Source organism: Roseinatronobacter bogoriensis DSM 18756 (assembly GCF_004366635.1).
GTDB classification, from domain to species: Bacteria; Pseudomonadota; Alphaproteobacteria; order Rhodobacterales; family Rhodobacteraceae; genus Roseinatronobacter; species Roseinatronobacter bogoriensis.
On sequence record NZ_SORN01000001.1, the window covers coordinates 1 to 18,992 of the forward strand.

The window sequence follows — 18,992 nt, forward strand, 5'->3', positions numbered from 1 at the left end:
GAAGCAGAGGAGGCGTTCTATGCAAACCTGAACACACTCGATATGGTCGCCTGAAATGTGAACAAATCACCCTCCGGTAAACCCGGGGCGGTTCAGGGTCCTGATATCGACCGATGTGCTATCGGAGGGTCTGAACCTTCAGGACGCTACACGACTCATCAACTATGACCTGCACTGGAACCCGGTGCGGCTTATGCAGCGGATTGGGCGTGTTGATCGCCGCATGAACCCGGCCATCGAGGAGAAGATACTCGCTGATCATCCGGACCAGGAAGACCTGCGGGGAACCGTTGGCTACTGGAATTTTCTCCCGCCTGACGAACTCGATGAGCTCCTTCGGCTCTATAACCGTGTCTCACACAAGACGCTGCGCATCTCAAAGACGCTCGGCATCGAGGGCAAGAAGCTGCTGCGTGAGGACGACGACTATGAGGACCTGCGAAATTTCACGGAGCAGTATGAAGGCACCGCTAGCCCTGATGAGCAGATGCATCTGGAATGGCAGGACCTGCTCGCAGCCGACCCTGAACTAGAGGCGCATCTGTCCAGCCTGCCAGACTCTGTGTTTTCCGGTAAACAGCACACCAAGCACGGCGCACGCGCTGTCTTTTTCTGCTATTCTCGGCCGGCCCATGATCGCGAGGCCTCCGTTCGCGACGGCCAAGACGTCTGGTCTGCCGAGGCCGGCGACGTGAAGTGGTATATGGTAAATCTTGAGAGTGATGCGATCTTGGAGGATGCCGCCCGGATTATTGAGTTTGTGCGCTGCGATCCCAAAACGCCCCGGCGCGTTCAGATCGATCAGGAGAAGCTCTCGGCGGTACGAAAGTCAGTCGAGAAGCACATCGCGAAGACATACTTACGAAAGGTCCAGGCTCCTGTTGGCGTGAAGCCGATCCTGAAGGCATGGATGGAATTGAATTGAAGGTGATTGTTTGATGGGAAATGTATGCGCCGCCGATCTCGACAGGGTTTCGAATTTTGACCAGTTGGTCGAGCTTCTGCGTGACAAGCTGGAATGGCCTATCCATGGCGATTACGACTTCGAAGATGTCGTCTTTGAATATGAGGCCAGCGAGCTGGGTCTGAAAAAAGACGAAGTCGCAAAAATCCGGGAAATCCATCAACTCCGCCCACTGGTGACCAGCCAGCCTTGGGGCGTGTTTTTCATATCGCTTGAGGACAAGGCGCTGCCTGTGACTGTCCTTCGACGTATCCTCAAGGCGTTGATCCTGAATCGGCGGGGTCAGGCCCAAACGCCTGATAGGCAGGCATGGCACCTACATGACCTGATCTTCGCCGCCAGCTTCGGGAAGTCGGGTGCCCGGGAATTGGCGTTTATCCACTTCTCGGACGGCAAGGCCACCGGCGATCTGCCGGTCATGAAAGTGCTGGGATGACGTCCTTTCCGAGCTCGGGTTGAAGCCAGCCGCGTCGAAAATCGAAGATATTATCGAGGCGGCTAGGTCTTTTGGCGGCGGCGAGGGGCCGGAGCACAAATCGCTCAAAGAATTCGTGCGTTTAAACCCGCAGTGTGTGGGTTTACCGATCGGAAGTGGCGAAGGGGAGTCTGAGGTGGTTACTCCGTCGGGTGACAGGATCGATGTCATTTTCGAGCGGATGGACTGCATTGTTGCGGTCGAGGTCAAGCCAGCGTCGGCCCCAATCCATGATATCACACGTGGTTTGTTCCAATGTGTGAAGTATCGAGCTGTACTTCAGGCGCATTCAGATTTTGTGGGAGATTCGAGGCCGGTTGTGCTTCTGCTGGTACTGGGGGGCACGCTGCCTGCGGATCTGTTTCCGTTGCGAAACAGCCTTGGGGTCACCGTCGTTGAGGGCGTGGGTAAATATTGATATAGTGGTTTTGAATGCGCGTCTCGTCTGGGAGGATAGAGAGCTTACCCTGAGGCCAAGAGCCCACCTCATACGAAACAAGAGGGAGCAGGCAAGTCACGACGGTAGCGCGTCCCCGCAACCAAATCCATCAACAATAACAACACGTTACGCAGCGCCCCTCGGGGCGCTTTTTGCTGTGCAGAAATCCGTGGAAGCACTGTGGAAGCAACAGGCGCAAGGTCGAGGGTGTGGCGAAAGCGCAACGCGCAAGAAATATTTCTCTAGCAATAAAAGGTTCAGCGCACTTACCCTTGGACCAATGCCCATGTTGGGGCGGTCGTTGTTGTAAGTCCATAGCCATTGTGTGGCCTGATTCTGTGCCTCCTCGATGCTTTTGATGATGTATTGGTCCAGCCATTCGTGCCGGACTGTGCGATTGTAGCGATCGACATATGCGTTCTGCTGGGGCTGTCCTGGCTGGATGTGTTGGATGGTAACCCCATGTTTCTTAGACCATTTTCTTAGCGTTTCGCTGATGTATTCGGGCCCGTTATCGACTCTGATCGTGCCTGGCTTGCCGCGCCATTCGATGATCCTGTCGAGGCTGCGTGTCACCCGTTCGGCGGGCAGCGAGAAATCGACCTCGATCCCCAGCCCTTCGCGGTTGAAGTCATCCAGGACGTTCAGCAAGCGGAACGCACGACCGTCACCAAGCCTGTCGGCCATGAAATCCATCGACCAGGTCATGTTCGGCTTGTCGGGGACCGCCAAAACGTTGGGCTTCTCCCGTTTCAGCCTTTTGCGAGGCTTGATCCGCAGGTTCAGTTCCAGCTCGCAATAGATCCGGTGGACCCGCTTATGGTTCCAAGGGCGCCCCTTCACGTTACGCAAATGCAAGAAACACAGGCCAAAACCCAAGGTCTTGCGCGCATCCGTCAGCCCTGTCAGCAGGTCGGCGATCACCTCGTTCTCGTCCTTGAGCTTCGAGTTGTAACGATAACAGGTCTCGCTGACCCCGAAGGCGCGGCAGGCCAGTGCGATGCTGACACCCCGTCGTTCTACCGCCGTTTCGGCCATCTCGCGGCGCTGAGATGGCCCTGTCACTTTTTTCCAAAGGCTTCCTTTAACAGATCATTCTGCATGCACAGATCCGCATACATTCGCTTTAACCGCCGGTTCTCGTCTTCCATCGCCTTTATCTGGCTGACCATGGACGCATCCATGCCGCACTCGCCATTGAATTCGAACCAATGGCGCCTCAATGGCTCGTTTGGCCCGCCATTTGTAAAAAGACGCCTCGCTCATCCCATGCTAGCGGCACAACTGCGCCATCGGCACACCGCCTTCGGCCTGCCGCAGGATCGCGATGATTTGCGCTTCAGTGTATCTGCTTGTCTTCATTCGAAATCTCCTCGATCATCTTGCCGAGAAAATTCTACTTTTGCAGCCCCTAAATTTCGGGGGGATTACCGGGGCATTATGGACAATATTTCTGAGCTGTTTTTTTACGAATCTCGTAGGGTTGATCCAACCGTGGCTGATTGCGGCCTTGGTGATCCCCTTAGTTCTGGTCACAGTCATTGACGTGCTTTTGCGTAGAAAGCGTCGTCGGCGGCGCGAACCGAGCCGACGCAATATGCGGGACCCGAAGCTGCAACTGGACTCTGTTGCTCAGGTAGGCTTTGTGAAAACGCAGTTGATGAACAAGGGCGAAAATCGCGTCTTTGAACTCCTTGAGCGAACAGTGGCAAGAACCAATTTTGGCGGGCGTGTTATGGCGCAGGTGTGCCTTGGAGAGTTTGTTGCGCCCGATCCTGAGGCAGATGCTGCACGACGCGAGGAAGCGTTTGTCTCAATCAATTCAAAACGTGTCGATTTCCTGATCATTGACGAAAACGGCGAGGCCGTCCTCGCTGTCGAAGTGCAGGGCAGTGGCCACTACATCGGGAAAACGGCATTCATGCGCGATGCAGTCAAAAAAGAGGCACTTCGCCGCGCGGGCATACCGCTAGTCGAAGTGGTGCCAAATATGCGCCCTGAAGAAGTCGAGGCGCAGGTGATCCGCTACCTTGATACTACATTGCAGTCTTTGGAGCCAACATCGCATCAAAATTCAGGTCGAAAGCCTGCTGCGCCTTAAAGCGAAGACGCGCTATTTGCGACGGGTTTACATTAGCCGCCCGCACCTTCCCTCGCTATGCCTGGCGCGTCTTTCGCGCGGGATATCGGGCTGCTTGATGACTGTAAGCGCAACGCCGCTCCCCTCCTGCCGTGCTTGGCCTGATCCGGCCATTCGGCGCGCATGCGCGTGACGGAGGGTTTGGGTTTTGGAAGTATACGGCGAAATGGGCGTCCATTTGGACGGCTCAAGAGGTGTTGGAGTTTCTCGGCTGGAAGTGATCGAGGGGCCGAGTGGTCGGCGGCTGCGCACTAAGGCGGAACGGGCGCGGATCGCGGCGGAGAGCATGATGCCGGGGGTGACGGTTGCCGATACTGCACGCAAGCACGGCACGACGCGCTGGCAGATTTACGATTGGCGCAAGCTTTGCGCAAAGGCAATCTCGTGGTGGCCGAGAGCGTGGCATCCCTGCCGATCTTCGCGGAGCTGGTGGTCGATGACAGTTCGGCTGAGACACCGTCGACAGTCGCTGGGTCCGATCTTGAGATCGTTGTGGGCGACATCGTGATCCGTGCTGGTGCTTATGCCGATGAAGGTCAGTTGACGCGGGCGATCCGCGCGGCACGGGCTGTGGCATCGAGATGTTCGGTCATGGCGGGCCGGTAAAGGTCTTCGTGACGACCCGGCCGGTGAACTTTCGCAAGGGGTGAAGGGGGACCGTCGCCCCAGTGATGAGGGGCGACAAGAAATGATCCGGGGGATCATTTCAGCCCCGAATGCGTAAGCCCCCTGAACGATGGCTTGGCCCTCGCGGTGCAGGAAATGTTCGTGATGGACCCGTTCTGTGGGGCGGCCTTTGTGTTCCGCGCGAAACGGGCGGATCTGATCAAGCTCTTGATCTGGGATCAGACCGGGATGGTTCTGGTTCACAAGCGGCTGGAAGGCGGCAAGTTCGTCTGGCCGCAGGTGCGTGATGGCGTCATGCGCATGTCCAGCGCGCAGTTCGAGGCGCTGTTTGAAGGTGTGGATTGGCGACTGGTGCGGCCAGAACGGGCGAAGCGTCCGCTGGTGGCTGAATGACAGGCAAAATACTCAGAAAGACCTGTTTTTACTGGCCCTACAGGGCCTCCTGTGTTTCACTTCCCTCATGAAACCACTGATCTTGAGCGCGAAAATGCCATACTGAAAGCTCGCCTCGCCGAGGTGGAGGCAGTGCTGGCCAAGACGCAGGAGGCCAATCGGCGGCTATCATGCAGGACGCATTGGGGCAAATCAGATCCCTCAATAGCCGCCCGTCTGATACCAGCGCTGCGCATCCGAGATCATTCTCTCCAGCGTGGAGTTTTGCGCTTCCCACCCCAGTTCCTGATGCGCGCGCGCACTGCCCGAGACCAGTGCCGCCGCATCGCCCGCACGCCGTGGCCCGATCACATGCGGCACCTCGCGCCCCATCACGGCGCGCGCGGCGGCCAGCACTTCGGCCACGGAAAACCCGTGCCCTGTGCCCAGATTGAACACGCGGCTGCCCCGGCCCGCGCGCAGCCAGTCGAGGCCCCGTATATGCGCATCGACCAGATCGGTCACATGCACATAATCGCGGATGCAGGTGCCGTCCGGCGTCGGGTAATCCGCGCCATGCAGCGTCAGCGCATCGCGCGCACCTGCAAGCGCTTCCAGCATCACCGGGATCAGGTGGGTTTCGGGCTGGTGCCATTCGCCGATTTCCGCCTCCGGGTCCGCGCCGGCGACGTTGAAATAGCGGAAGATCACTGCGTTCAGCCCGTGGCTGACCCCGAAATCGCGCAACACGCCCTCGACGGCGAGTTTTGACGCGCCATAGGCATTGAGCGGCCGTTGCGCGCTGTCTTCATCCAGCGTCACGCCATCCTGGTCCCCATAGGTGGCGCAGGTCGAGGAGAACACCATCTTGCGGCACTCATGCGCCAGCATGGCTTCTACAAGGTTCAGCGAGCCGACCAGATTGTTGCGCCAGTATTTGCCCGGATCGCGTGTGGCCTCGCCAACCTGGCTGAGAGCGGCGAAATGCATCACTGCTTCGGGGCGGTACTGGGTGAAAGCGGCGTCCAGTGCTGCGCGGTCCAGCAAATCGCCTTGCACCAGAGGGCCGAATTTCACGGCCTTTGCCCAACCCGTTGACAGATTGTCGAACACGACAGGGGAAAATCCTGCCCGCGCCAGCGCCTTGCAGGCATGCGAGCCGATATAGCCCGCGCCGCCTGTGACCAGAACGACAGGTTTCGGGGTCGTGCTCATGCGGGCTTCTCCAGTTTGGCAATACGGTCACGCAGCAAAGCCGCGAAGCGCTCTGCATATTCGGGATTGGACAGGGCCAGATCGACAATGGCGGTCAGATAACCAAACTTATCGCCACAATCATACCGGCTGGATGGGTTGACGATGGCCGCCACCTTGCCCTGTGCCGCCAGTTGGTCAATCGCATCGGCCAGCTGTATTTCGCCGCCCGCCCCGGGTTTGAGCTTACGTAGCAGGGCGAAGATTTCGGGGGTGAACACATAACGCCCGAAGGATGCCATATTTGAGGGCGCATCCTGTATCTCGGGCTTTTCGACCAGTCCCTGAACCGCGATCAAACCGTTGGCCTCTCGCGCACCGGGCTTGAGGATGCCGTATTTCGGAACCTCTTGCAGGGGAACTTCCGACACAGACAGGATGGAGTGCTGTACTGTTGCGAAAGCATCCACAAGCGATTTGGTGGGCAGATTCACGCCATGCATCAGATCATCGGCCAACAGCACAGCAAAAGGGTTGTCACCTACCGCTGGGGCGGCACAAAGAACAGCGTGGCCAAGCCCAAGTGGCTCTGGCTGCCTTACGAACATACATGAAACCCCCTCTGGCACGATATTGCGCACCAGATCGCGCAGCTCGGTCTTGCCCTTGGCCATCAGCTGGCTTTCCAGTTCCAGGTTGGTGTCAAAATGATCACCAACAGCGCGTTTGTTGCGGCCCGTGACAAAGATCAGCTCGATGATACCTGCGGCGATGGCCTCTTCGACTGCGAATTGCACGATGGGTTTGTCGATGATTGGCAAAAGCTCTTTCGGCATGGCCTTGGTTGCGGGTAGGAAGCGCGTTCCAAATCCGGCCACGGGAAAAACAGCTTTTGTCACAATGGGCATAATAACGAGCTTTCATCAACAACTTGGATATATGCGACATACAGCTTCAGGGTCGCGCCATCAAGGCAAGCGTGGACCAGCTTTTCCTGCAGTCTCTCCGACCTGCATATCTGCCGTGCAGCACAGGACATTTCATACTTTGGTCTGCGCGCTGACCAGCCAGATACAGGCTGATCGGTCAGCGTTTGCGAATATGACGCCTTTTGTCCCCGGGCCCGCCGAATTGCTGCGCAACATGAGCGAACCCAGATAACAAGAACGTGTCTCACTATGGCGCATTATGTCACCATCTGGCAGAAGCTTGCACAGAGTTTAGTGCTTACTCTGGTCAAACGTTCACTGCGCCTCTAGTCAGGATGCAGAATAATGTAGTTGCGAATCCCTGTTCTTATGTCCTTAACTTATCACATTGCGCGTTATAAGTGGCTCCGTGCCTATTATCGAGACGCCCATTTGCAAGTAGCTTTGGCGACCTGTCCGATCAAGGACGCGCAGGGGACAACGGTCGGATTTCTTGAAATCGCCCAGCTTCGAGAAGGCCGCCTATACTTGCGCGGTTGGGTCCTGGCTGAGCAGATCACCTTCAGACTGGGTGACATGTATGTCCAGCGCAGACCGCAGGAAGAACGCGAAGATGTCGCTCAGGCTTTGGGCTGTGACAAATATGTAGGGTTCAAAGCAAGCCTGCCGTTTGTCGATGCGCCCTTGCTGATCGAGCTGTTGCATGGTGCAGAAACCGTAAGCATGTCGCATGATCTGCAGGCATCACGGTCCCTGATCTGTGCAGACCGCCGTCTGAACCGCCAGTTCATGCGCGATATCCTGCCGCTGATGCCCATGATCTTTTTCGGTATGCTTCGCAAGGATCCTGATTTGCCGCGCCAGATCAAATCTGCCCTTGGGTTGGGGGTAAGCCCGGTTGAAGGTGTGCTGGATTCTAACTTCTTGGCCTCGGATGGGGCGACTCCGGCGATCACAGACACCTCTGGTCCGCGGCCGCCAAAGCGCGCCTGCGTGATTCTGCCAGTTTACAATGCCTTCGATTTATTGCCGGAAACCCTGCACCGATTGGGCGCGCATACAGATCTGCCTTGCGATGTGATCGTGATTGAGGATGCTTCGCCCGATCCAAGGGTGCGCCCTTTCCTGCGCAGCTGGGCAAGCTGCGACCACGGCGATCTGCGTATCACCTTGCTGGAAAACGATAGTAATCTTGGATTTATCGGGTCGGTCAATCGCGGCTTTGACCATGCGTTGGCGAATGGCGAAGGGCCGATTATCCTGCTTAATAGCGATGCCTTGGTGCCTGCGGGCTGGTGTCGTAGACTGCTGGCGCCGCTGGCCGACCCTATGGTTGCCAGCGCGACCCCCATGTCCAATGACGCCGAGATTTTTGGCGCGCCTGTCTTGTGTGCGCCCACGGCTCTGGCTGCTGGTCAGGGCGATCAGATTGACGCGGCTCTTGATGCGCGCATCGCACCCGATGCGCCGCGCGTCACCGCCCCGACAGGGGTCGGGTTCTGCATGGCGCTGGGGCGCCACTGGCTGAAGGATCTGGGCGGGTTTGATACGATTTTCGGGCGTGGCTATGGCGAAGAGGTCGATTGGTGCCGCCGCGCCAGCGCGCGCGGTGGGCAGCATGTGGCCGTGCCGAACCTGTTTGTCGAACACCGTGGCGGGGCCAGTTTCGGCGATGAGAAACTGGCACTGGTGCAAGCGCATAATGCGATCATCGCCACGCGCTACCCGGGCTATGACCGCATGGTGCAGGATTTCATCCGCGCGGACCCTTTGCTCACCCCGCGCCTGATGGCCGCGCTGGCCTGGGCCGACAGCCTGCCGGATGTCACGGAAATCCCGGTCTATATCGCGCACTCCATGGGCGGCGGGGCGGAACACTACCTGCAAGCCCAGGTGCGGGTTGCCCCGGTCTCGCTGGTGCTGCGCTTTGGCGGGTCCACACGCTGCCGGATCGAATTCGCCAGTCCAGCCGGGCGCATGATTGCCACAACCGAGGATCTGGCCCTGGTCGCGCGGCTGCTGGAGCCAGTCTCGAAACGGCGGATCATCTATTCCTGTGCTGTGGGCGATCCGGATCTGATCACGCTGACAGGGTTTCTGGCGCAGCTGGCGCAGACCGCGCCGCTGGACGTGCTGTTTCATGATTACCTGCCGCTCAGCCCGTCCTATACCTTACTGGATGCTGACGGGCTGTATCGTGGTGTGCCGGAACCGACACGCTCGGATCCAGCCCATCACTATCGCAGCGTCACCGGGCAGGATCTGACCCTGGCGGATTGGCGCGCGCTCTGGGGCGATGTGGCCAGCAGGGCCGAGCGGCTGATTGCCTTTTCACCTGCGAGCGCACGGATCATCTCAGCGGCCTATCCAAAGCTGCGCGACAATATCCATATCCGACCCCATACGCCACTGCAGACCATCCCGCGCCTGCAGCCGCCTGACGGCCCGCGCAAGGTCATTGGTGTATTGGGGGCGATTGGCCCGCAAAAAGGGGCAGGCGTTGTCTCGGCGCTGTCGCAGGCTGTGGCGGGGCGCTCTGAGCTTGGTCTGGCCCTGATCGGCCGCATCGCGCCAGGGTATCCGCTGGGGCCGCATGTGCCGCTGCATGGGGCCTATGTGATCGAGGATATCCCCATGCTGGCGGCGCGCTATGGCATCACGCATTGGCTGATCCCCTCGGTCTGGCCTGAGACATTTTCCTACACAGTGCATGAATGTCTGGCGACGGGCCTGCCGACACTGGCCTTTGATCTGGGCGCGCAGGGCGATGCGGTCAGAGCAGCGGCGAATGGCATTGTCCTGCCTTGGCAGGCACGCGAGCGCGCGCCAGAGAAACTGGCACAGCTTGTGCTGGACGCGCTAACGGACGCGCCACTGGATCGCGCGTACCCGCCCGCGCAGGCAGGTTCAGCCGTCTGAAAAACTGTCAGGACAGGATCCAGCTGACGCAGACCGGGATGGCGAGGGCTGGTCCACGGGTGCAAAGCCAGGCAGGCATTCAGTGTGATCCCCCATGGCGCTAATCTGCATGCAGGAAGCATATGCAACAATTGCCAGAAAAAGACTGGCAGAAAGAACAATCAGGCCGACAATCACCATCACGACAGGTCCTTACCTAGCTCCAAGTCTTTGGCATCTTGTCAGCACTGTGTGACTTTTTTGCGAAGGCCAAGTGACATTTTCAGGAAAGATCATCATTTGATGCGTTTAGCAAAATGCGCGCCTCGGCACGGTTTTGACGGATAACACCGGGGATGGGGGTGCCGGTTTCCGCCTGACGGACAACCAGCCAGTCTGTTTCACTCAGATAGGTGCGGGCCTCGGCACGCTGTGCCGCGCGGGCCTCGGCTTGTGCTTCGGCAGTGATGTCTTCAGGGGTCTTGATGCGTAGTTTCATTCTTCGGCCTCGTTCGGATTGCGCTTCGCTGGAATTATGACATCGCCTGCTGCATCCTCGATCACCCAGGGGCCGTCCTGAACAGACGCTGCATCATCGCCCAACCGCGCGATGATCGTTACAGTCAACGCGCCGCCGCTGCGCGTGATCGGGCCGATGAAGGGGCTGTCACCCTCGGGCCATCCTTCGCCCCCCTCGGGCACAAGGCCCAAGTCATAGGCGATATTATCAATAGTGATGACACCGCCTGCGACATGGAGTGACATTTCAGCCTGTCCGGGCAGGCCCTGTTGTGGGACGAGTATCAGATGCATGATTATCTCCTCAGAACCAACGGCCAATGGCTTGTGTTTCGACAAAAACAGCGGTTCTTGTGTCATTTGAGCGGAATACTGACATATCAACAGACGTATGCGTCCGAGCGGTGAAGCGCGGCGCAAATAAAATCGGATTAGAACTGTTTGGAGTACCAACCACGCGCGGAGAACTGACAAAGCCTGCTGGATATGTCCATGTCACCTCTCCCGAGGAGTTAGAATTGAGGCCATGCGTGCAAATCTGCGTCCCATCCGCGAACCGGACAAACTCGCCATTTGAATTGCTGCCGCGCTGGATAACGGCCCCTGTCGGGGCGCCGCCGGATTGCGAGACGGTGCCGAGAATATTACCGCGCCGATAAGCCTGCGCGGCCCCGGCTTGCGTTGTCAGCAACCGCCCCGGGGTGGTGTCGGTGGCCGATTGTGTGACGGCACTGCCCGAAATATTGCCAGTTACAGTCAGCCCATTTGGTGCAGAGAGCGCCCCCGTGGTGCTGTTGGCCAGCAGCGCGTAATGCCAGGCGCTGCCATTGGCACTGACCTTGATCGCAAAACCATCATTGCCAGCCGTTCCCATTTCTGCGCGCCCTGACCAGCCGGTCTGAAACAACAGGCTGGCCGTATCCGTGGCCTCATTCTTGTTGATCTTGAGTTGGTGGCCCGCGCCGTCATGGGTCAGCAATGTGGCCTCTGATGCAACCGCCAGCCGGTTGGTCGCGTCAAAGTTGGTCTGAATGCCCAGACCGTCGATATTCTGCAGATCCGGCAGATCAGGTGCGCGCCAGTCGCTGCCTGACCAGACCCGCAGGTCTGTGCCAAGGCTTGCGCGCCAGCCCATATGCGGGGTGACAAAAATCCAGGCCCCGTTGACCCATGCGGCAAGCCGCCCGCCCTGCCCGTTCCATACGCCCTCGGGCGCAGGCCCCAGCGCCCAGATCTGTCCGTCCTCCGCCGCGCCGGGCGGGGTGCTGGCGTCAAACGCCTCGACGGTCAGCTGCACAAGCAGGTCAAGTTGCTCCAGCGCCTCATTATGCGTGACATGCTTTTGCGCCTGCGCGGGCTGGATGAAAGGCAAAGCATGGCGTGCTGTGCTCTGGGACATGAAGCGCCTCCGATCGGGTGAAGTCTCCGCAGAACTTACTGCGAAAGCCTTTACCTTTTCTGAGGGCAGCGTACTTTGCTATGCGCTCAACGATACAGAAGCGTGCGGCGGTGGCGCCGCAGCAGCAACAGGCCAAGCACCATGGGGGTCAAGGCACAGGTCAGCACAAATACCAGCGAGATATAATCGGGCCGATACATCGGGTAGAAGCCGTCACGCATCAACCCGGTCAGATGCAGAAGCGGATTATACCACAGTATTGCCTGCGCAAATGGCGGTATGTCTTCATAAAGAATAATCACCCCTGAAATCAGAAACAGCGGGCGTGTCAGAATGCTCCATATCTGTTGCCAGACCGGAAAGCGCATGAACAGATACGCATTCAGGCACCCCACCCCTAACCCGAGCATGGCCGCCAGCCCCATGGCCAGAAAGATTGGCCCCCAACGCAGCAGCGTGTCGATATCTTCATACAGAATGATACCGCTCAGGATCAGGAAGGTCACGACATAGACCACCAGTGCATTGAGCAGGAAGCGCGCCATCACCGCATCGATCCAGGCCACGCGCGGATAGCGCAGCAAGGGCTTGGAGAAGGTCAGCGCATGTCCGACCTGTCCACCGAGCACTGTGAAAGTCTGCAGAACCATGAATCCGGTCGCCTTGAACAGCAGAAAGCTGGTCCCCATAGAAGGCGTTCTGGCCAAGAGTGACCACGCAAAGCTCAGGATTATGATCATGCCCAGCGGCTCCAGGATCGCCCAGAGATAGCCCCCCGGTGTGCGCCCGTAGCGCGTTGACATTTCGCGCAACACCAGAGCGGCCACTGCGCGCAGGCTGGACCGTGTGGCGGATGGTAGCCCGCGCGTGTCGGACACACTCTGTGACATGAAACCCCTTTCTGCTGCTACAGATATGATAAGTACCGTGTTGGGTTTCCCCACCAGCCTTGCTATTCGAATTCCAAAGTGATTTCCACAGCCCAGCGGCGCAATCATCAAAGGTATGACAGCCCATGGCTGACATTGCAGAGCCTGCATCCGAAAAGCCCAGAAAGAAAACGCGCAGCCTTGGCCGAATTCCGCGCGCGCACCCAGATCGTGGATCCACAGGCCGATGTTCAGGCCCGGATGGGCGTGTTCAGCAATTTCCAGCAACAGCTTGCCGAAGCACTGGTCGAATTCGATCTACTCTCGCAGACCGCCGATGCCAATGACCCGCGCATGCGTCAACTCAACCGGCGCATCGAGGCGATCCGCCACCGCATCCGCGACGAGCGGCTGAATTTCACTAAACACGATGTGACCATAGATGACACGGAAGATGACACGGATTATCTGCGACTGATCGCGCAATTCGAACGCCTGCAGGTCGATCAGGTCTTTGCCGAGGCCACCTATCAGGCCGCCCTGACGGCAATGGACGCGGGCCGCTCGAATGCCTCGCGTCAGAACCTGTATCTGGCTAATTTCATCCAGCCCACCCGCGCGCAGCGCGCGCAATATCCGCAGACAACGCTTCTGAATATGGTGTCCGGCACCATGCGCCCCGATACGAATGAAATCATCAGCGATGGCAGCATTTCCTTCACAGTCGCCTATTCGGGCAACTTCCATAAGGACATGGCCGGGGCGCAGAACACCCGCTTTCTGGCGCGGGTTTACGGTGTGGATACGGATGAGTTATGTGATTTCGTGGAAGACTTCGCCGAGATCGGATCGCATTTTCACATGCCGGTGCGCACCTATTCTTCGGGCATGAAAGCGCGCCTCGCCTTTGGTGTGTCGATGGGGATCAAGATTGACACCTATCTGATTGATGAAGCCACCGCGACAGGTGACGCGCGGTTCAAATGCAAAAGCAAAGATGTTTTTCGCGCGCGCACGGCCGAGGCCAGCGCCGTGATGGTCAGCCATTCCATGAGCGATATCCGCGCATTTTGTGATGCCGGGCTGGTGCTGAATGACGGGCAGATTGAGGCATTTGACGATATCGAAGAGGCGATCGCGCGGCATCAGGGATTTCTGGCCTGAGCGTCTTGTTGCTCTGATTGTGCAGTTGCGTTCAGTAGGTGACACCGATATGGTTTTCGGGCTTCAGACCTCTTTAGGAGTAAAAAATTTTCTTTAGGAGTAAAAAATTTTCTTTAGGAGTAACAAATTTGAAACTTCCAACACTTTTTTTCGAGCGGATCAGAAGCGTCTGCTGAAGCGGCTGGCGACTCAATTCGTGAAATTGGCAAGAAAGCTCCGATTCAGGTCAATCCGGTCAATTTGAAAGATGCCGCAGGAACAGAGCATCGGGTGTTCGTTGACGCCGTCGCGCGTGCGGATGGAAAGCTGGTTGTTCTTGGCTGGTCTTCCAGTGCCATCGTCAACATAGACCTGCTGCAAGGCACAACAAAGCTCCCCGCGAAACTCTCACGTCATGCGCGCGGCGATGTTGCCGAGGCCCTGAAGCTGACCTCAGGTGACACACTGGGCTTTTGCGTACTTGCAGATATTCCAGTCAGCAAAGCTGCCCTCGAAGTAAGTGTCGGGCTCCCGAATGCGAAACCCTATCAATCAGGTGCGCTCGGTGAAGTTACAGGTCTGACGAATTTGCAGCGCACGCTGATTCCTGAATTGCTTGAAAGCAAAATCGCTGACCTGAAGGCACACGAGGTGGGAAGCGTGGAGTGGCGCGAGGCTTTGGCAAAGCTGCCGGAAGCGCAAAAAGCCCCTGCCGGGTTTCACGGGTTTGTGGAGGGCATCTTTGTCAGCCCTGAAGGCAATGGCGTCGTTTTCGGCTGGGCGTTGCATCCAGAAGGTGCCCCTGTTTGGCTGGAGGATGAACTTCTCAACATCTATCCGATCGAGGTCAGCTTTCGTCGTGAGCGGCGCGACATCGCAGAAGCTTTCAAATCAATCCTTTGGAGCGATATGGAAGCCGCATTTATCACGCATCTTCCGACAAGTTCAAAGAATCCGACCATCAAGCTCAGAGCGGCGACCAGCTCGGGCGTGGTCACACTCTCCGAGCGTTCAGGCGCCGAGATGCTTCCAAGCGACCCACGCGGCGTTGCAGAGAAACTCTTCGCCATTGAGACCGAGGATCGTAACTTCCAACGACGCGCGAACATCATCGACTGGCCAATTCTGCAACCTGTTATCAAGAGGTACCGCGAAGAGCTAGCGACGATCGTGCCGCGTGTTGCGAAATTTGGCGCACCGCCCGAGACACCGGCCGTATCCGTGATCATCCCGCTTTATAAGCGCTTTGATTTCATGGAGCATCAAATGCTGGAGTTCTGCCGTGATCCGTTTTTGCGGAGCAATGCAGAAGTGATCTATGTCATAGATGACCCGGAAATTCGTACCGCTGTCCTGAATGAAGCGGATCATCTGTTCCGCCTCTATGGTCTGCCGTTCAAGGTGATATCAGGGTTGCGCAATCGAGGGTTTAGCGGCGCGAATAATCTGGGGGCCGATCACGCCAATGGTGCGCATCTTTTGTTCATGAACAGCGATGTCATTCCGATCAGTCCCGGCTGGTTGGAAAAGATGCTCGAAGCTGTCGAAGATGACAATGTGGGCGCTGTAGGCGCGCAGTTACTATTTCCTGATGGCGGCATTCAGCACATCAGAATGGATTTCGAGTATCTTGACTATTTCAATATCTGGAGCAACAACCATCCCGGCTCAGGCATGCCCCCGCTCGCGGCGACTGCACCGCCCTTCGAAGTTCCTGCGGTCACAGGCGCGTGTATCCTGATCCCTCGCCCGGTTTTTGATCAGATTGAAGCCTGGGATACCGGCTATCTGCTTGGTGATTTCGAAGACAGCCATATCTGCTTTGCGATCCGGGCCGCCGGCTACCGCGTCATGTGTCAGCCCGCCTCTACCCTGACACATCTGGAGCGCCAGTCTTTCACAGGTATCGGCGGCGATGCATTTCGCATGCGCATGACAATCTGCAATGCAGTGCGCCACTACAATATCTGGAAAGAATTTCTTGAACCGCACTCCGATCCGGATGTTGCCGATACCGACCTGCAACAGGATACTGACGCATGAATTCTGCCAAACACCGCATCCTTGTCACCAGCCACGGGCACCCGGATTTTCATCTGGGGGGCGGAGAACTGGCCGCCTATAACCTGTTCAAAGCTTATGCCGACCATCCGGATGTCGAGGAAACCTTTTTCCTGGCCCGTCATGATCGCGGCCGCGGCCCAACAGGCAATATTTTCCCCCGCCGTAAGAATGAATATATGTGGGAACAGGGGGTCTCCGAATGGTTGCGTATGAAAATGGCGACCCCTATCGGGACAACACGCCATTTTGCCGAACTGATCCGTGAATTGCGTCCAACCATCGTGCATGTGCATCACTATGTGCATATGGGGCTGGAATATCTGCATGTGATTAAACAGATCGACCCCTCGATCAAGATCATCATGACATTGCATGAATATATCGCAATCTGCTTCAATCAGGGACAGATGGTCAAGCGCGGCACCAACCGGCTGTGTTTCCGCGAAAGCCCCGATGATTGCAGCCGCTGCTTCCCCGAACACAGTATCGAGGATTTCTGGCTGCGCAAGCATCGCTATCAAAGCTTTTTTGGGCTGGTGGACCAATTCGTGACCCCCTCGGAATTCCTGCGTCAGCGCTATATCGACTGGGGCATTGCACCCGATCAGATTGTGATGATCGAAAACGGCCAGGCCAGTGGCGAGATGCTGCCCCCCCGCCCCCTGGCCGAGGGCGAGACCCGCAACCGTTTTGCCTTTTTCGGGCAGATCAACCCGTTCAAGGGCGTCAGCCTGCTGTTGCAGGGACTGGCCAGCCTGAAGAAATCCGAGCGCCGCAAGATCGTGCTGGAAATCCACGGGGCCAATCTGGAACATCAGACCCCCGACTTCCGCGACATGATCATGGAATTGCGTGGCCCACTTGAAAAAGAGGGCTGTCTGCAATGGATTGGCCCCTATGAGCCGTTCCAGATGGCCGGGCGCATGGCGGCGGTGGATTGGGTTGTCATTCCCTCCATCTGGTGGGAAAACTCGCCCATGGTGATACAGGAAGCCTTTACCCTTGGCCGGCCGCTGGTGGGCTCTGACATCGGCGGAATGGCCGAGAAGATTACCGATGGTGTGGATGGGGTGCATGTGCCGGTGGGCAATGCCAAAGCCTGGGGCGACACGCTGCTGCGCCTGTCATCCTGTACCGAGGACTGGGACCGCCTGCGCGCCGGGATCACGAAACCGATCAGCTATGCGGACTGCGCGCGGGCGCATCTGGAGTTGGTTTGATGGCGGAGCAAGCTTCTGAGAGCACGGCTGAAGACAAGTTTATGTCGGTCAAGAAATCTGTGTTCCCCTTCCTTGAAAGATTTTCAGCTCGAGCCGGAGAGATAAAACCTGTTCGCAAAATTGATGATTTGGAGCATCTCTTGCTAAAGCTAGAGACGTCCCCCGATTTTTCAAAAGACGCAAGGAACACTTACAAAGAGGTAGCCTCAGGCGCTTATTATTGGTATCAATTTCTACATGGTGCATTTATTAGATTTACTGAGACAGTAAAGCCTGATGAAAATCCTTTTTATGTTTATCTCAAAGATGTTTTTGAGGAAACAAACTTTGATCCAGGCCTGAAAGAGATATTTGAAGCAGAGCTAATGCCTAAAGTAATAAGCAAGAGGTTCGCATCTTTTGAAAGCATGATGATGGGGGAGTATGATGACACTTTTCCAGTCGTTGTTTTTACAGATTTCTCAAATGGAGATATGCAGATAGCTGATAATGAGGGCGGGAAGTTACCAGCGAATGATCTCGATGGCTACCATAGAGTATTCTCGGCGTTTGTCACTGAAACAGATCATCTTAAATATACCGTAAAGCAACTTTGAAAGGCGCTAATATTTTGATGGTTTCTGGATAAAGAAAATATATGTATTCTCTGTATATGACTATGTTGCATTGACTCTATATGTTTTTAAATTAAAATTGCTATCTGCAATGACGCAATGGAGGCGATATGAGAATAGTTATAACATAAGGATCCTTGACCTTTCCAGATTGGACATGCCTGACACGTGCGGCGATCGTTGGCGACAGGCTGATCGTTTGGATATCATCCGGTGAAGCCAGCTCCCTGAAGATTAAGAAGAATATTACCCCTGACATTGACATGCAGACTCGACGCAAAACATCACCATCAACTGAAACGGGCACCTGCAAGTCCACTTTTTAGACACGGAACTGATGAGGTCTGATCTATGAAATCAATACTCCTGCTAACAAGCGCGACCAGTGGCACGCTGTCGATGCAGCGCATTATCAACATTCTTGTGAATGCAGAGAACGCCTACACCGACCTGCGCTATTTCGACACGATCAAGAATCTTCCACCAGAACAGATCGTGTCTGCGATTCCACCCGAACAAGATCACATTCTTCTTAATAACTCGCCGATCCATTGGAATGTGAATCTCGATCTTTCCAATTACCGCACCGTAGTCAACTTTCGGGACCCAAGAGATCGCATCTGTAACGTCTACCACTGGAAGCTGGTGCATCCATCTTCGGAAACGCCGGAGGTTCGCGAACGCCGCATCCAGGAAACCATCGAAATGGGCATGGATCAGTGGGTGGCGCAGAACTTTAAAAAGCGGGGCTACGATAATGCATATTATGAGAATTTGTTCCACGCTTTGGAGAGGGGCGGCAAGGAACATTGCATTGCGATAACCTATGCCCGTCTTTGCCTCGATTTTACGTCGCTCAAGTCACAGCTTGCAGATTTCCTGGGCGTGACGCTTACACCGGCACAGGAAAAGCTCCTCGAAGCAGAACAGCCCGAAACGGTCACGTCTAATCCCAAGTGGATCGGTAACAGGTGGGCCGGCAGCGACGTGATGCCGGGGCGCTACAAGCACGAGCTGTCGGAGGACAACATCGCCAGCCTCAACGCCTACTACGCCCCCACCTTGCGCCTGATGGCCAAACACGACCCTGATTTCGCCCATACCTACCTAGATGGGATCGAGTAAG

The 18,992-nt window shown here is 56.6% G+C and carries 18 protein-coding genes and 2 pseudogenes; 13 read left to right on the top strand and 7 right to left on the bottom strand.

Annotation, left to right across the window (positions count from 1 at the left end; all coding sequences use genetic code 11):
- Positions 1 to 91: 91 nt before the first annotated feature.
- From EV660_RS19000 to EV660_RS00015, 4 genes and pseudogenes are all read left to right on the top strand, one after another.
- Positions 92 to 208, top strand: a pseudogene (locus EV660_RS19000) (C-terminal helicase domain-containing protein); the annotation flags it as partial.
- 15 nt (positions 209 to 223) lie between these two features.
- On the top strand, positions 224 to 925 hold the full coding sequence (locus tag EV660_RS00005) for a hypothetical protein (protein ID WP_071482353.1): 702 nt from the start codon (positions 224 to 226) through the stop codon (positions 923 to 925).
- Between the two features lie 13 nt (positions 926 to 938).
- The gene (locus EV660_RS00010) at positions 939 to 1,400 is read left to right on the top strand and encodes a hypothetical protein (RefSeq protein WP_071482354.1); all 462 of its coding nucleotides are present in this window, start codon (positions 939 to 941) and stop codon (positions 1,398 to 1,400) included.
- A gap of 19 nt (positions 1,401 to 1,419) precedes the next feature.
- Entirely contained in the window at positions 1,420 to 1,857 is a 438-nt protein-coding gene (locus tag EV660_RS00015; RefSeq protein WP_071482355.1) for a hypothetical protein, read from the top strand.
- 297 nt (positions 1,858 to 2,154) lie between these two features.
- On the opposite strand, the pseudogene EV660_RS00020 reads toward EV660_RS00015, so the two are convergent.
- Positions 2,155 to 3,240 (bottom strand): annotated as a pseudogene (locus EV660_RS00020) (IS3 family transposase); the annotation flags it as partial.
- Here EV660_RS00020 and EV660_RS00025 point away from each other — a divergent pair.
- The 3 genes from EV660_RS00025 (at position 3,221) to tnpB (ending at position 5,038) form a co-directional block, all read left to right on the top strand.
- A complete protein-coding gene (locus EV660_RS00025; protein ID WP_157798966.1) occupies positions 3,221 to 3,979 on the top strand; it encodes a DUF2726 domain-containing protein in 759 nt (252 codons plus the stop codon). The pseudogene EV660_RS00020 and the gene EV660_RS00025 overlap by 20 nt on opposite strands.
- A gap of 393 nt (positions 3,980 to 4,372) precedes the next feature.
- Positions 4,373 to 4,624, top strand: coding sequence for a hypothetical protein (locus tag EV660_RS18900; protein ID WP_071482357.1), 252 nt, complete (start codon positions 4,373 to 4,375; stop codon positions 4,622 to 4,624).
- Between the two features lie 135 nt (positions 4,625 to 4,759).
- The gene (gene tnpB / locus EV660_RS00035) at positions 4,760 to 5,038 is read left to right on the top strand and encodes an IS66 family insertion sequence element accessory protein TnpB (RefSeq protein WP_134014046.1); all 279 of its coding nucleotides are present in this window, start codon (positions 4,760 to 4,762) and stop codon (positions 5,036 to 5,038) included.
- Between the two features lie 201 nt (positions 5,039 to 5,239).
- Here tnpB and galE read toward each other — a convergent pair whose 3' ends face one another.
- Both galE and galU read right to left on the bottom strand, forming a co-directional pair.
- Complete coding sequence (gene galE, locus EV660_RS00040; RefSeq protein ID WP_071482359.1) at positions 5,240 to 6,232, bottom strand: UDP-glucose 4-epimerase GalE; 993 nt, start codon at positions 6,230 to 6,232, stop codon at positions 5,240 to 5,242.
- Positions 6,229 to 7,110, bottom strand: coding sequence for a UTP--glucose-1-phosphate uridylyltransferase GalU (gene galU / locus EV660_RS00045; protein ID WP_232727323.1), 882 nt, complete (start codon positions 7,108 to 7,110; stop codon positions 6,229 to 6,231). The genes galE and galU overlap by 4 nt, the downstream gene beginning before the upstream one ends.
- A gap of 558 nt (positions 7,111 to 7,668) precedes the next feature.
- Here galU and EV660_RS00050 point away from each other — a divergent pair.
- Positions 7,669 to 10,059 (top strand): glycosyltransferase family 2 protein, encoded by a 2,391-nt coding sequence (locus tag EV660_RS00050; RefSeq protein WP_157798964.1) that lies wholly within the window; start codon positions 7,669 to 7,671, stop codon positions 10,057 to 10,059.
- Positions 10,060 to 10,321: 262 nt separating this feature from the next.
- Here the strand turns inward: EV660_RS00050 and EV660_RS00055 are convergent, their stop codons facing one another.
- The 4 genes from EV660_RS00055 to EV660_RS00070 all read right to left on the bottom strand — a co-directional run bounded on the left by EV660_RS00055 (position 10,322) and on the right by EV660_RS00070 (position 12,846).
- Entirely contained in the window at positions 10,322 to 10,537 is a 216-nt protein-coding gene (locus EV660_RS00055; protein WP_071482362.1) for a hypothetical protein, read from the bottom strand.
- Positions 10,534 to 10,851, bottom strand: coding sequence for a hypothetical protein (locus EV660_RS00060; protein ID WP_100319219.1), 318 nt, complete (start codon positions 10,849 to 10,851; stop codon positions 10,534 to 10,536). Before EV660_RS00060 ends, EV660_RS00055 begins: the two co-directional genes overlap by 4 nt.
- 10 nt (positions 10,852 to 10,861) lie before the next feature.
- A complete protein-coding gene (locus EV660_RS00065; protein ID WP_071482364.1) occupies positions 10,862 to 11,956 on the bottom strand; it encodes a DUF2793 domain-containing protein in 1,095 nt (364 codons plus the stop codon).
- A gap of 86 nt (positions 11,957 to 12,042) precedes the next feature.
- Complete coding sequence (locus EV660_RS00070) at positions 12,043 to 12,846, bottom strand: ABC transporter permease (protein ID WP_071482365.1); 804 nt, start codon at positions 12,844 to 12,846, stop codon at positions 12,043 to 12,045.
- Between the two features lie 180 nt (positions 12,847 to 13,026).
- On the opposite strand from EV660_RS00070, the gene EV660_RS00075 reads away from it, so the two are divergent.
- From EV660_RS00075 to EV660_RS00095, 5 genes are all read left to right on the top strand, one after another.
- Positions 13,027 to 13,989 carry a hypothetical protein gene (locus tag EV660_RS00075; protein WP_134014048.1) on the top strand — a complete coding sequence of 321 codons (963 nt, stop codon included), beginning with the start codon at positions 13,027 to 13,029 and terminating at the stop codon, positions 13,987 to 13,989.
- 270 nt (positions 13,990 to 14,259) lie between these two features.
- The gene (locus EV660_RS00080; protein ID WP_134014049.1) at positions 14,260 to 16,011 is read left to right on the top strand and encodes a glycosyltransferase family 2 protein; all 1,752 of its coding nucleotides are present in this window, start codon (positions 14,260 to 14,262) and stop codon (positions 16,009 to 16,011) included.
- On the top strand, positions 16,008 to 17,252 hold the full coding sequence (locus EV660_RS00085) for a glycosyltransferase family 4 protein (protein ID WP_071482368.1): 1,245 nt from the start codon (positions 16,008 to 16,010) through the stop codon (positions 17,250 to 17,252). The genes EV660_RS00080 and EV660_RS00085 overlap by 4 nt, the downstream gene beginning before the upstream one ends.
- Positions 17,252 to 17,848: a hypothetical protein gene (locus EV660_RS00090; RefSeq protein ID WP_071482369.1), complete on the top strand. Its 597-nt coding sequence runs from the start codon at positions 17,252 to 17,254 to the stop codon at positions 17,846 to 17,848. The genes EV660_RS00085 and EV660_RS00090 overlap by 1 nt, the downstream gene beginning before the upstream one ends.
- 369 nt (positions 17,849 to 18,217) lie before the next feature.
- Positions 18,218 to 18,991: a sulfotransferase domain-containing protein gene (locus EV660_RS00095; protein WP_071482370.1), complete on the top strand. Its 774-nt coding sequence runs from the start codon at positions 18,218 to 18,220 to the stop codon at positions 18,989 to 18,991.
- Position 18,992: the final 1 nt, after the last annotated feature.